Below are 12,298 nucleotides of genomic sequence, written 5' to 3' on the forward strand. Positions count from 1 at the left end.
TCAACCCAATCTCATCGTGCTGCTGCGGTTATCCCAAAGTGGCAGGAGAAACCCTACCATCGCTTTCGAGTTGCGCTTTGACAGCGCATTTTTGGCCATCAGCTCGGTCCAGAGAATAGAGGTCAGCGATATATCACCTCGCGTTCCAGCCATCCCATCGAAGCCACCGGCACTAAGCTGGCTAAAAATCCGCCGCCGCAAATCCGCCGCATGCCTGGCATCGTTCGTCGCAAAATTGATCTCGCTGTCCACGGCCATGCTGCGCTGGTTGAGATTGGCGCTGCCAAAACTGATGAAGGTATCGTCGATCAACAGCATCTTCGAGTGGATATAGATTTCGCGATAGCGCATGCGGCGCTGGCTGATGCCGCTCGTCTGCAGCATGGACACGACAACCTTCAGGCCAAACTGTTTCTCCAGCGCGTCGATCGTCGGCTTGTCGATACGGTTGGCATATTCGACCACTGCCGGTTTCGCGTAGACCGCGCCGGTAGGGCGCCCCATATCGTCGAGCCTGACACCCGTGTGCTGCTTCTTGTTTTCCCTGTCGATGAGATCGGACTGCCCGGCCATGGTGGATTGCTGGCCCAGTACAGCCAGGGTATCGTAGGTACGCGGCACCATTTGCGCCCGTTCCGGGACGGGAATCACGATGAACACGTGCATGAGCGGCATGTCGGCCTTGCTCTTGCCGGCCTTTGCCGCACCCGCCTTCCATGCGGCCATGACGTTCTTGCGTGCCCGGATCAGGCGTTCGGACCACTCCTGATACTGGAAGTACTGGTTCTCGATATAGAGGTAACCCGAAGCCAGCGCCGCCTGGTCGGTGGCAAGGAAGTACAGCTCCTTGATCGTCTTGTCGTTTTCCTGCGGCTGGGTGCGGACGATCTGGACCGAAGAGTGCGTGCCGGGAGCGACGCTGCGCTTGAGTGCCGGTGGAACGGCCGGTTGGCCGCCCCCATCGGACGAGCCGGCACGCGCCCAGGCGCGGCGGAAATTCTCGAACACGGCGGCCAGCGCGCCGCCCGCGTCGATGCGGCAGGCATAGTCGCGGTACGGCTTGAAGGTCGCGAACCCCGCGTCCGGCTTCTGGTTTGCCTCGACCTGGATCGCTTCACCCGCTTCACGCACGCTGCCGGTCTCGCGGCGCGGGTCTTCGATGAGATGGGCTTCCGTGTCCCAATAATCGGTTACCGAATTGAGGCCCTTGACATACCCGGTAGCGTGGACCCCGTCGGCATGGCCGTAGTCGATGACGATCGTCTTCTGATGGTGGGTGCCGACCGCCAGCATGCCGGTGCGTTCGATCTCGAACTTGCCCAGGGTGCCGGGCTGATATTTTTCGCTCGCCAAGCTGGATCCGATGGCATCCGCGTCGCCGGCCCGCGTCCGGATCTCTACATGATCGAATGCGCCCGCGAAAGCAGCCTTGTACCACTTGTGACAGTACTCCGCCCGCGCCGCCAATCCGATCATCCCCATATGTTCCGGTCCAAACAGGCGCTGGCCTTGCGGTGTCTCGATCAGATGCTGGACGCCGGATCTCAGATAATAGTCTTCGGTCAAAGCGCGAGCCCGCTGGGCCGATATGTTGTTGCCATCGCTTAGTCCCGGCGCCGCGGGCCACGGGTTCGTAGCATGCGAATACCCGGGCATGTTCATCGCAGTACCGCTGCCAAGCTTGCTGTACCAGACCAGGATGCGAACCTTGACGCCGCGCTTGCCGGCGGCAACCAGGAGGTCGCCATAGGTGTCGCCGCGCGGCCACGTCGTGCCGGATCGCACCAGCTCGATGCCGGGATCGAAACCCCAGCAGATGATGTCGATCGAATGCTTCGCGCTGCGAAGGCGTTTGGCGATGTCCGCGAAGGCCGTTTCGCCGCAGATGAAGAACGTGAGCGCATTGTTGTGGGTAACCGGGTGCGTCCCCGTGCGGTTTTCAAGGAACCACTGGCCAGTGCTCCGGGCCTGGCGGCTGCGTTCATCGATGTGGACCTTTTCGGCGCGTGCGATCGGATCGGTCATGTGGCCTCGCTGGATCTGTGTAACGGTGTTCAGAGGTATTCGCGGCTCGCCGTCGTCCCTGCGAGCGCGCGAGCGCCTGCATTGGACAGACTCTGCTCGCGATGCGCCTCGGAACCCGCCGGGTCGAACTCTGGAACAGCGGCCAAGTCGTAGACGTGGCCATTCGGCAGCTGGACTTGATAGTTTGCGGCCCCGGTGCGGTGTTCGACGGCGATCCTGCCCAGGTCGTCCGTGATGCCGTCCTCCACCTTGGCGCCGTCCTTGAGCAAGGTGTAGGGGATATTGGACCAAGGCCGTCCGCCCGTGCTGCTGTGCAGCGTAAGCACGAGCTGCATCGGATCCGGCGGGGTCGGCGCGTCGGCGACCGTGACCTTGTGCTCGGCGCCCGGGTGCGGCATGTTCTTCGGTCCGAGCGTCTCGAGGTTGCCGTGAAACTGCACGGGTTTCGACGTGAACACCTGCACCAGGTCGCTGATCTCGACCATGGATGCCGACCCGTGCAGCCGGATGCCCTTTTTCCCCTTCAGGTCGATCCAGTCGGACTGGCTGATGAGCGAAAGCACCTTGTTGGCAATGATCTCGATCTCGCCGTCGTGCGCCAGCATCGTGATCTTGCCGGCGGCCGCGACGAGCTTCATGCCCGCCTTGTGCACGAACAGCCGGAAAGTCTCCTTCACGCTGGCAAAGAAGCTTTCGCCGGCGGCGACCGACAGGCTGCGGCCCGTCGTCAGCGCCGTGTGCTGGTCGCTCGCGATATGGGTCGAGCGCGCCGTGGTGGTCTCGATGCCGGCCGGGCTGGACAGCACGAGATGCGGCTCGCAGAGTTCGGGGAATGGTTCGCCCGCGCCGCGGATGGCGTCGTTCTGTGCCTTGAGCGCATCGGCCACCTCATGCTGGTGACCGCTCTCCTGCGCCTCGCCCTGCAGCGCTGCCGACGCACTGGCGTCGTGTAGGCCGTGCGCGGTCTTCAGGCGTGCGGCGGTCTCGCCCATGTCCTTGATGTGCGATTGTGCCTGCATGCGCGCTTCGGTAGTGACGAGCATTCCCTTGGCGGCGCGCAGCACGCCATGCCCGTCCGTACGCAGCTCCCAGCCTTCTCCCCGTGCGTCGAGCCGGCCCCGGTTGTCATCGATTCGCGTGACGTGCCCGAGCGAGAGTTGGCTGTGCAGGTGATCGCTCTTGAGCTGGGCCTGAATCTGGCCGCTCGTGTCGTCCAGTACCAGGTGGTTGCTGCGGCCGCCGGCGCGATTCCCTCCGCCCGGTACCAGCTCGCGGCTGCGCAGCCCGGTGAGCGCCTGTTGCGTGGGAACGGCCCAGGGCGGCATGTTGCGCTCGTTGAAAACGGCGCCGGTGATGAGCGGACGGTCCGGGCACCCGTCGAGCCACTGGACGATCACTTCCGTGCCGACGCGTGGAATCGCCGCCGCGCCGAGCTCCGCACCCGCCCAGGCACTGGAGACACGGATCCATGCCGAGCTGCGGTCGTCGTTCTCGCCGACCCGGTCCCAGTGGAACTGCACCCGCACCCGGCCGTATTTGTCGGTGTGGAGATTGTCATCACCGGCGGCACCGACCACGACCGCCGTCTGCGGTGCCAGAATCCTGGTCGGCGTGCTGTTGAAGCCACGGCCCGGTCGCCATGGCCAGCTCTTGCGCGTGCACGTCAGCCAATTGCGATAGTGGATCTTCTCCTCGCCGCCGGGCAGATAGTTATTCGTGGCCACGTGGCGCACCGACAGCACCAGGAACTCGTCCTTGGCGGGATCGCTGCTGCCGCTGTGGAAGTCGTGATTGAAATGATCCACGAGCCGGAACCAGCGGCCCGGGGCAATATGGCGGTTGTTGCCTTCGGCCGCGACAAGCCTGGCTGCCGCTTCGATCTCCTCGATCCGGATCCGGCTTTGCGCATCGCCGTCGCCGCGACCTTTCAGGCCGTATGCGCCGTTGTACTCGTACGATTCGATTATGGGCACGGCGCCCTGCTGGTTCAGCGTGGGCTGGGTGGCCTGCCGCGGGCGCGGATCCTTGAAATCGAAGGCGCACAGCGCGACGCTGCTCGACACGAAGCGGCGCTCCGGCGACCAGCTGTCGAAAGCGTCCTCTTCCCGCGCTCCGCCTGCGCCATGAAAGCGCACTTCCACGTCGCCATCGATCGGCGGTGCATACGTCGAATCGCTGCCGATGACCAGGCGGTGGCCATCAGCCTCGTGCTCGTACCAGTAGTGCCAGCCCGCCGCCTCCCAGCGCCGGCTGAGGTAGTTGAAGTCGGTCTCGTCAAACTGGCATGCATCCGTCATCACCGGATCATCGGCCGTGACCTGCCAGTCCCAGCGCGGATAGACGCCGTATTCCTCGAATATGCTCTCCGTCTGCTGGCGCAGGGTTTTCCCATGGAAGAGGTAGTTATCCTTGCGCACTCCGAGAAACTTCAGCCATGGCCCAAGGCTGGCCTCGTAAAAGGTGACCGAACCGTCCGAACGGCAGCGTCGGAAGCTGAACACATATCCGGAAAAATAGCGCAGGGTGCCGTCGCCGCGGACCAGTTCTATCGAGAGCAATTTTCCCTGCATCTCCTTCAAGGGAATGCTTGCGCTATCGGATAACAATTCAACCGTGAAATCGAAATCCCTGGACAGGCCTTCGCTCGCGTCGAGCTTGTTGACCAGGAATTGCGCAGCCGGTGCATCACCATTCGGAAATGAAAGACGCAAGATGCGGTTCGATTGCCTGTCGTAACGCAGGTTGTGGAAAGGGAGAACAAGATTGTTCATTCGCAGGGCCGGATAGTCCGATGAGTGGATCTGGGTTGCTTACCGAGAGTTGCCGGTCGGTAATAAGGTGCCGTACGTGTGCTGAGAAGATATGCCAACCGTTGGCGATGGTATTGAGAGGCGTCAGTCCGGCTGCGCTGTTGCCTGGCAAGGTAGCCGAGCTGGACTTGGATGGGCGGTCACCCCGCGAGCAGGCGGATTTGCCGGTTCGACAAACGGGGCATCGACTTGCCGCCGCTACCATGCATCTCTACACTGCAACCGAGCCGCGCGCGCCCGCGCTGCGACATCGCAACCACCACGCGAATCCATGACGATTGCCGATTTACGAGAAGTCCTGCTGTTCCTCCTGCTGGCCGGCCTGGCCGTGCCGCTGATGCAGCGCCTGAGGGTCAACCAGATGCTGGGCTTCCTGCTGCTGGGCCTGGTGTTCGGGCCGCATGGCCTCGGCAGTTGGACGGCCCAGGCGCCGTGGCTGGCCGACATCACGTTCCAGGATGTGGAAGGCGTCAAGCACGTTGCCGAGCTGGGGATCCTGTTCCTGATGTTCATGATCGGGCTGGAGCTGTCGCCGGCCCGGGTCTGGTCGCTGCGGCGCGACGTGTTCGGTACCGGCGTGCTGCAGGTCGGCCTGACGGCGGCCGTCGTCGGAGCGTTCGCGCTCGCGTTCGGCAATCCGCCCGGTACCGCGCTGACGATCGGCCTGACCCTGGCGATGTCGTCCACGGCCGTGGTCATGCAGTTGCTCAGCCGCGGCCAAGGCCTCGCATCGCCGCTGGGGCAGGCCTGCTTTGCCATCCTCATGCTGCAAGACCTGGCCGTGGTGCCGATCCTGATCCTGGTCGAGGGACTGGGCGGCAACGACACCGGCGCGTTGTGGTCGGTGCTGCTGCTGGCGCTGGCGAAGGCGGCGCTGACGATCGCCGCCGTCTACCTGATCGGGCGGCGGGTGGCGCGGCCCATGTTTGCCGCGTTTGCCGTGCAGCGGCAGCCGGAGGTTTTTGTCGCCCTGATCCTGCTGCTGACCCTGGGCATCGCCGCGGCAACGGCGGCGGCGGGATTGTCGATGGCGCTGGGCGCGCTGTTGGCCGGCCTGCTGCTGGCCGATACGGAATTCCAGTACGAAGTGGAGATGATCGTCGAGCCGTTCCGGGGCCTCCTGATGGGTCTGTTCTTCATGTCGGTCGGCATGGAGCTGGACCTGCGCACGGTGGCCGAGTATCCATTCTGGCTGCCCGCGTCCGTGGTCGGCCTGCTGCTGATCAAGGCAGCCGTCATCGCGCTGCTGCTGTGGCGCCTCGGCGCGGGCCAGGCCGTGCAGGCCGGGCTGCTGATGGGGCAGGGTGGCGAGTTCGCGTTCATCGTGCTGGGTTATGCCGTGATGGCCAAGCTGCTGCCGGCCGGGACGGGACAGTTCCTGCTGGTCGTCGTCAGCCTCAGCATGCTGGCCGCGCCGGGCGCCGCCGCGCTGGGGCAACGCTTTGCGCAGTGGTGGGAAAACACGCGCGGCGGCTTCACGGCGGCAAGCGCCGGGCCGGGCGCGGGCGAGCGTCCCCGCGCCGGGCATATCGTCATCGGCGGTTATGGCCGGGTGGGGCGGCTGGTGGCGGACGTGCTGGCGCGCCACGGCATCGAGCACGTCGCGATCGAGCGCGATCATCACCTGGTGGCGCAGGGCCGGCGCGATACGGAAAACGTGTATTCCGGGGATGCTTCGATGCCGCACCTGCTGGCCCGGCTGGGCATCGGCGAGTGCGCGGCCGTCGTGCTGACGATGGACGATCCGAAAGCGGCGCTGGAAGCGGTGCGGGCGCTGCGCCGGCATTATCCGGCGCTGCCCGTGTTCGCGCGGGCGCGCGACGAGAAGCATGCCCGGCTGCTGAAAGGCGCCGGCGCCAATGAAGTGATTTCCGAAACGGTGGAATCGGGCCTGCAACTGGCGCGCTTCGCGCTCAGTTCGGCCGGCATGCCGGAAGGGGCGGCCGGCTTCCACATCCAGGTGGAGCGGGCCGAGCGGATTGCAACGGCGGCCGCGCCATTGGACGGGCCGCCGGGATGATCAAACCAGCTTGGCGTCCAGCGTGATGTTGGCGTTGAGCAGCTTCGACACCGGGCAATTGGCCTTGGCCTTGCCGGCCAGTTCCTGGAACCTGGCGTCATCGGCGCCCGGGATCTTCGCTTCCAGCATCAGGTGTACGGCCGTGATGGCGTAGCCGTCGTCGAGCTTGTCCAGCGTGACCTCCGCCTTGGTGTTCATCTGCTCGGCCGTCAGGCCTGCTTCGCCCAGGATCAGCGACAGCGCCATCGTGAAGCAGCCCGCGTGGGCCGCGCCGATCAGCTCTTCCGGATTGGTGCCGGGCTTGCCTTCGAAACGGCTGGCAAAGCCGTACGGGTGATCCTTGATGGCGCCGCTCTGCGTGCTGATGGCGCCCTTGCCATCCTTGATGCCGCCGGACCAGACTGCCGAACCATGGGTCTTCATCGTATGCTCCTTTATCGTGTGGGAAAGTGCCGTCATGGTAATGCCTGCCGGGGCAATCCCGCGTCCCGCTTCGGGAAGAGCTTACGCCAGCAGCTCGCCCAGCAGCACCCCCAGCGTTTCGACAACGAAGAACAGCAGCAGGAACAGCACCATGCGCAGCAGTGCGCGCCAGCGGTGGCCGGCGGCGCGGCGCAGCAGGTAGACGGGCACCGCCAGCGGCGCCAGCAGGATCACGAACAGGTTGCCGGCGCGCGAGCGGCGGATGCCGTGCACATCCGTGTCGCGGCAATACCAGACGAAGATGGCAAAGTTCAGCACGCCGGCCGCCACGACCGTCCACCACAGCGGCTCGGGCCAGTGGCGACCGTCGTAGAAGCCGCTGACGAGGCCCATGACGGCCGTCAACGCCAGCAGGAAGTGGAAGGTCTGGCGCGGATTGCGCCGCGGCGGTTCCGTCATCGGCAGGGCTGCGCTCATCCGAACTGCGCGGCGGGCACGCCCGGCACGTCCAGCTGGACCGAGAACAGCGCGCCGGCCAGCGGATCGGCCGCCTTCCGGGCGTCGTCGTAGCCCTGCCAGGCGCTGGTGATGTACAGCGTCTTCAGGTCCGGGCCGCCGAAGGCCACGGACGACGGCTGCGCCACCGGCATCGGGATCGTCGTCAGCAGTTCGCCGGCCAGGCTGTAGCGGCAGACGCGGCCGCCGCCCCACTGGGCGATCCAGACGCAACCTTCGCTGTCCACCGTCATGCCGTCCGGCGAGCCTTCGCCCGGGCCGAACTGGCGCCAGACGCGCGCCGCGCCGAGGCTGCCGTCCGCCCGCACCTCATAGGCATAGGTGCGATCGAGCAGGCTGTCGTTATGGAACATCGTCTTGCCGTCCAGGCTGAACGTGGGGCCATTGCAGATGTGGTATTCGGTCAGCACCGTGTGCAGGCTGCCGTCCGGGTCCAGGCGGTACAGCTTGCCGTCGGGCCGCTTGACGTCGGCCGCGTTCATCGAGCCGGCCCAGATGCGGCCGGCCGCGTCCACCTTGGCGTCGTTCAGGCGCAGGCCGGCCAGGTCGAAGGGGCGGTGCAGGTACTCGATGCGCACGGCCGGTTCCAGCCACAGGCGCACGATACCGTCGCGCAGGCCGGCCATGAAGCCGTCGCCGTCCTTGCGCGGCAGCAGCCAGCATACGTAGGTCGGCAACTGCCAGGTGTGGCGCAGGCCGTCCGCGTCCAGCGCGTGCAGGGCGTTGCCGACCAGGTTGACGAAGAACAGGCGCTGCTGGGCGGCATGCCACAGCGGGCCTTCGCCCAGTTCGGCACCCAGCGGCCAGACGCAGGTCGGCGCAGCCGACTTCTCAGTTGCATTTTGTGCGGTCACGATGTCATTCAGGCAAAATTGATGGAGTTCGTTACCTTACCTGAATTCGCCCGATTGGTGTAGCGCTATCACAGCGTTTGGCGGTGCGGCGAGGCTTGCTGCGCCGGGTGGCGGAACGCGGCGCGCACGGCCTGCAGCAGCTCCTGCTCGTCCCATGGCTTGGTGAGGAAGCGGGCGATCACGCCGCGCTTGGCCGCCTCCGTCGCGCCGGCCAGGTCGGCAAAGCCGCACAGCAGCAGCCGCACCGTGTGCGGATACAGCTCGCGCACGCGGCCCAGCAGCTCGGTGCCGCTGAGGCCGGCCATGCGCTGGTCGGACAGGATCACGTGTACCTGGTGCGCGGCCAGCAGCTCCAGCGCCTCCTCGGCGCTGCCGGCCAGCAGGATTTGCCAGCCCTCGCGGCGGAACAGCCGCCGCAGCGCGCGCAGCATGCCGGGTTCGTCGTCCACCAGCAGCAGGGTGCGGCGCGGGCCCGGCGCTTGTGTCGCCTCCGGCAGCGGCAGGCAACGCTGCTCGCGCAGCAACGCCGCCAGCTCGTCGGCGGGCAGCGGACGGCTGAACAGGTAGCCCTGGATCTTGTCGCAGCCCATCGCATGCAGGTAGGCCAGCTGGCCTTCCGTTTCCACGCCCTCGGCCACCACGACCAGCTCCAGACCGTGCGCCAGCGCGGCGGTGGCCTGGGCGATGGCGGCGCTGCGCGGGTCGCTGGTGATGTTGCGCACGAAGGTCTGGTCGATTTTCAGCTTGTCCAGCCGGAAGCGCGACAGGTAGCCCAGCGACGAGTAGCCGGTGCCAAAGTCGTCCAGCGAGATCGAGACGCCCATGGCCGACAACTCGTTCAGCTGGGCCTGCACGTGCTCGGCGTCGTGCATCATGATCGATTCCGTCAGCTCCACTTCCAGGTAGCGCGGCGCCAGGCCGGTGGCGTGCAGCGCCGCACGCACGACGGCCGGGACGGTGCCGGCGGCAAACTGGCGCGCCGAGACGTTGACGGCCACCGTCAGCGGTGCCAGCCCGGCCTGCTGCCAAGCCTTGTTCTGGCGGCACGCTTCCTCGATGACCCAGTTGCCGATCGGCAGGATCAGGCCGCTGTCCTCGGCCAGCGGGATGAAGTCGCCCGGCGGCACCATGCCCAGCTGGCCGCTGTGCCAGCGCAGCAGGGCTTCCATGCCGCTGACGCGGCCGTCCGCCAGCGACACCTGCGGCTGGTAGAACAGGCGCAGCTCCTTGCGCTCGATGGCATGGCGCAGATGGATCTCCAGCGACATCCAGCGCAGCGCATGGGCATTCATCTCGCCGGTATAGAAGTGGAAGCTGTTGCGGCCGCTGTCCTTGACGTGCGACAGCGCCACGTCCGCCCCGATCAGCAGCGCACTGGCCGTGGTGCCGTCGCGCGGGTACATGCTGATGCCCACGCTGGCCGTGACGTACAGGTCCTGGCCGGCCAGCTGCACCGGTTGCGCCACCTGGTCCATCAGCTTGCGCGCCGTGACGATGACGTCGTCCACGTCCGGCGCCTTCGTCAAGAGCAGCGCGAACTCGTCCGCGCCCAGGTGGGCCAGCGTGTCGCCCGGCGTGACGATGGCGGTCACGCGCCGGGCCATTTCCTGCAGCAGCGCGTCGCCGACCTCGTGGCCCAGCGCATCGTTGATGCGCTGCAGGCGGTCGATGTCGAACAGCAGCAGCGCCAACTGGCCGCCGCCGTGCTCGGCGGCCTCGATGGCCAGTTGCAGCCGGTCGGTCAGCAGGTTGCGGTTGGGCAGCAGGGTGAGCGGATCGTGGTTGCTGAGGAAGTCCAGCTGGGTGTGCGCTTCCTTCAGCGCGCTGATGTCGCTCGACACGGAGACGTAGGCGCAGACCTGCTCGCGCTGGTCCTTGACCACGTTGATACTGATGCGCTCCGGATACACCTGGCCGTTCTTGCGGCGGTTCCAGATCTCGCCGCGCCACTGTCCCGTCGTCTCCAGGCTGTGCCAGATGGCGCGGTAGAACGCCGTGTCGTGCCGGCCCGACTGCAGCAGGCGCGGATTCTGGCCCAGCACCTCGCGCTCCGTGTAGCCGGTATTCTGTTCGAAGGCGCGGTTGACGGCGATGATGCTGGCCTGGGCATCCGTCATCGTGATGCTTTCCTGCGTGCTGTCGAAGACCTGGGCCGCCAGGCGCAGCCGTTCCTCCAGCGCGCGGCGCGCCGTGATGTCGCGCAGGATCGTCGTGAAGATCGGTTCGCCGTCCACATTCGCGGCCGACAGCGCCATCTCCGCCGTGAACTCCTCGCCGCCCTTGCGCTTGCCGATCATCTCGACGATGCGCCCGCTGTAGGTGCGTTCGCGGCTCTTGCGGTAGCGCGCCACGCGCTCGCGGTGCGCCGGCAGCGAGCGCTCCGACATCAGCAGCGTGATCGGCTGGCCCAGCATTTCCGCTTCCGTATAACCGAACATGCTTTCGGCGGCGCGGTTGAAGTGCACCACCCGCTCCTCGTCGTCCGAGCCGATGATGGCATCCGGCGCCGACTGCGTCATGGCGCGGTAGCGTGCCTCGCTGGCGCGCAGCGCGGCGTCGGCATGGCGCCGCGCGGACACTTCCATCTGCAGCTGGGCCGCGTGGCGCTGGATCACCTCGTACAGGTTCATGTTCTCGTACGCCACCGCCAGCTGGGCCGCCAGCATGCGCAGGAACTGCTCGTCGGTATCGTCGAAGCAGGACTCGTGGCGGCGCTCGGCCACGTACAGCCAGCCGTACAGGTGGTACTGGTCGCGCACCGCCATGCCCATCAGGTTGGTCACGCGCGGATGGCCGCCGGGCAGGGCGGGCAGGTCGCCGCTGGCGCTGCAGCGGCGCAGCACGTCGTTGCTTTTCATTAGCTCGCCCGGAAAGCCGGCCCGGTTCAGCAGCACCGGTTCCAGCAGCGCCGGATCGATGCCGCGCGTCTCGATGTGCTGGACGGCGCTCTCGTTGGCGTCCAGCAGGCACAGCACGACGATATCGGCCTGCAGGATGCGCGCGGCCGCCGCGCAGAACAGCATTGCCATCGTGGCGGCGTCGCGCTGGCCGTTCAGGCGCAAACTGAGCTCGTGCAGCGAGGCCATCCGCTCCACCGTGCCCGGCACCTGCGGCGGCGTCACGGGTGCAGCAGGCGGCGGCGCCAGCTCATCCGGCACGGTCACGTGTTGTTCCGCCGCGCCCAATTCCAGCGTGACGGCGTCCATGATCGACTGCGGGTCGGCCGGCTTGGGCAGCACGCTGCGCACGCCGCAGCTGGCCGCCATCGCGCGCAGCTCGGGCATCGAATAGGTGGCGGAGAAGAAGATCACCGGCGTGTGGCGCAGCTCCGGGTCGGCGCGCAGGCGCTGCACGAACTCGTAGCCGTCCATCGTCGGCATCAGGATGTCCGTGATGACGAGGTCGGGCCGGTGCCGGTCGCACAGCTCGAGCGCCTGCGCCCCGTCGGCCGCTTCCAGCAGGCGGTGCGGCGTGAAGCCGAGCAGGGTCAGCAGATATTCGCGGTTGGTCGGTCGGTCATCGACGATCAGAATAGTGGACATGGCCCCGATAATCCTTTGCCGACGATGCTACTCCGCCGCGCCGCCGCCGGGCGCACGACTGTTGCCCTGAAAATGGGGACAGACCCCATTTTCCCGGCAATGTCGGGT

7 protein-coding genes are annotated in these 12,298 nt (G+C 66.4%); 1 reads left to right on the forward strand and 6 read right to left on the reverse strand.

Annotated features, from left to right (window positions below; all coding sequences use genetic code 11):
• Together E7V67_007710 and E7V67_007715 are read right to left on the reverse strand one after the other, a co-directional pair.
• Complete coding sequence (locus tag E7V67_007710) at positions 1 to 2,025, reverse strand: phospholipase D-like domain-containing protein (protein WUR14983.1); 2,025 nt, start codon at positions 2,023 to 2,025, stop codon at positions 1 to 3.
• Between the two features lie 29 nt (positions 2,026 to 2,054).
• Positions 2,055 to 4,796, reverse strand: coding sequence for a type VI secretion system Vgr family protein (locus E7V67_007715; GenBank protein ID WUR14984.1), 2,742 nt, complete (start codon positions 4,794 to 4,796; stop codon positions 2,055 to 2,057).
• 310 nt (positions 4,797 to 5,106) lie between these two features.
• Between E7V67_007715 and E7V67_007720 the strand changes: the two genes are divergently transcribed.
• Positions 5,107 to 6,855, forward strand: a complete 1,749-nt coding sequence (locus E7V67_007720; GenBank protein WUR14985.1) for a cation:proton antiporter — start codon at positions 5,107 to 5,109, stop codon at positions 6,853 to 6,855.
• Here E7V67_007720 and E7V67_007725 read toward each other — a convergent pair whose 3' ends face one another.
• From E7V67_007725 to E7V67_007740, 4 genes are all read right to left on the reverse strand, one after another.
• The gene (locus E7V67_007725; protein WUR14986.1) at positions 6,856 to 7,278 is read right to left on the reverse strand and encodes an OsmC family protein; all 423 of its coding nucleotides are present in this window, start codon (positions 7,276 to 7,278) and stop codon (positions 6,856 to 6,858) included.
• Between the two features lie 81 nt (positions 7,279 to 7,359).
• Entirely contained in the window at positions 7,360 to 7,755 is a 396-nt protein-coding gene (locus E7V67_007730; GenBank protein ID WUR14987.1) for a hypothetical protein, read from the reverse strand.
• Complete coding sequence (locus tag E7V67_007735) at positions 7,752 to 8,648, reverse strand: SMP-30/gluconolactonase/LRE family protein (GenBank protein ID WUR14988.1); 897 nt, start codon at positions 8,646 to 8,648, stop codon at positions 7,752 to 7,754. Before E7V67_007735 ends, E7V67_007730 begins: the two co-directional genes overlap by 4 nt.
• A 68-nt stretch (positions 8,649 to 8,716) precedes the next feature.
• On the reverse strand, positions 8,717 to 12,190 hold the full coding sequence (locus E7V67_007740) for an EAL domain-containing protein (GenBank protein WUR14989.1): 3,474 nt from the start codon (positions 12,188 to 12,190) through the stop codon (positions 8,717 to 8,719).
• Positions 12,191 to 12,298: the final 108 nt, after the last annotated feature.

Source organism: [Empedobacter] haloabium (assembly GCA_008011715.2).
Lineage (GTDB): Bacteria > Pseudomonadota > Gammaproteobacteria > Burkholderiales > Burkholderiaceae_D > Rugamonas > Rugamonas haloabia.

Excerpts from the sequence above, each read along its gene's own strand:
- E7V67_007710 (WUR14983.1), bottom strand. The coding sequence starts at position 2,025 with ATGACCGATCCGATCGCACGCGCCGAAAAGGTCCACATCGATGAACGC.
- E7V67_007715 (WUR14984.1), bottom strand. The coding sequence starts at position 4,796 with ATGAACAATCTTGTTCTCCCTTTCCACAACCTGCGTTACGACAGGCAA.
- E7V67_007720 (WUR14985.1), top strand. The coding sequence starts at position 5,107 with ATGACGATTGCCGATTTACGAGAAGTCCTGCTGTTCCTCCTGCTGGCC.
- E7V67_007725 (WUR14986.1), bottom strand. The coding sequence starts at position 7,278 with ATGAAGACCCATGGTTCGGCAGTCTGGTCCGGCGGCATCAAGGATGGC.
- E7V67_007730 (WUR14987.1), bottom strand. The coding sequence starts at position 7,755 with ATGAGCGCAGCCCTGCCGATGACGGAACCGCCGCGGCGCAATCCGCGC.
- E7V67_007740 (WUR14989.1), bottom strand. The coding sequence starts at position 12,190 with ATGTCCACTATTCTGATCGTCGATGACCGACCGACCAACCGCGAATAT.